We start from the raw sequence: 481 nt of genomic DNA, 5'->3' as shown, positions 1-481 counted from the left end.
TTGAAACAGGGCAAGGCCTCGTGCGGGGTCGCACGCCAGTACACTGGCTCGGCGGGCAAGATCACCAATTGCCAGATCGGAGTGTTCGCCGCCTATGTGTCACGGCATGGCCATGCCTTCATCGACCGGGCGCTCTACCTGCCAAAAGAATGGACGGACGACTCCGCTCGCCTGAAGGCAGCGCATGTACCGAGCGATGTGAGCTTTGCGACGAAACCCAAGATCGCGCGTCAGATGATCACTCGCGCGACCACGGCCAACGTGCCGTTCTCGTTCGTGGCGGCGGACAGCGTGTATGGCACTGGAGAGATCGAAACCCTGCTGCGCAAGGCGGGCAAAGGCTATGTCCTGGGTGTTGCGTCCAATCATGTGTTCCGCTCCTGGGGCAAGCAGCGGCCTGTCGCCGGCACCGCCGCCGCGATCGCGCGGAGCCTTCCCAAAAAGGCCTGGCGCCGCCTGTCGTCCGGCGGAGGGACCAAAG

The 481-nt window shown here is 63.8% G+C and carries 1 protein-coding gene; it reads left to right on the top strand.

What is annotated here, in order from left to right:
- The coding region (locus tag AC5ZGW_RS46930) for an IS701 family transposase (RefSeq protein WP_496114243.1) at positions 1 to 481 on the top strand (481 nt) is incomplete at both ends.

The sequence above is a fragment of the Bradyrhizobium sp. Crot121 genome (assembly GCF_059512385.1).
This window is presented reverse-complemented; position numbering and strand designations above follow the sequence as displayed.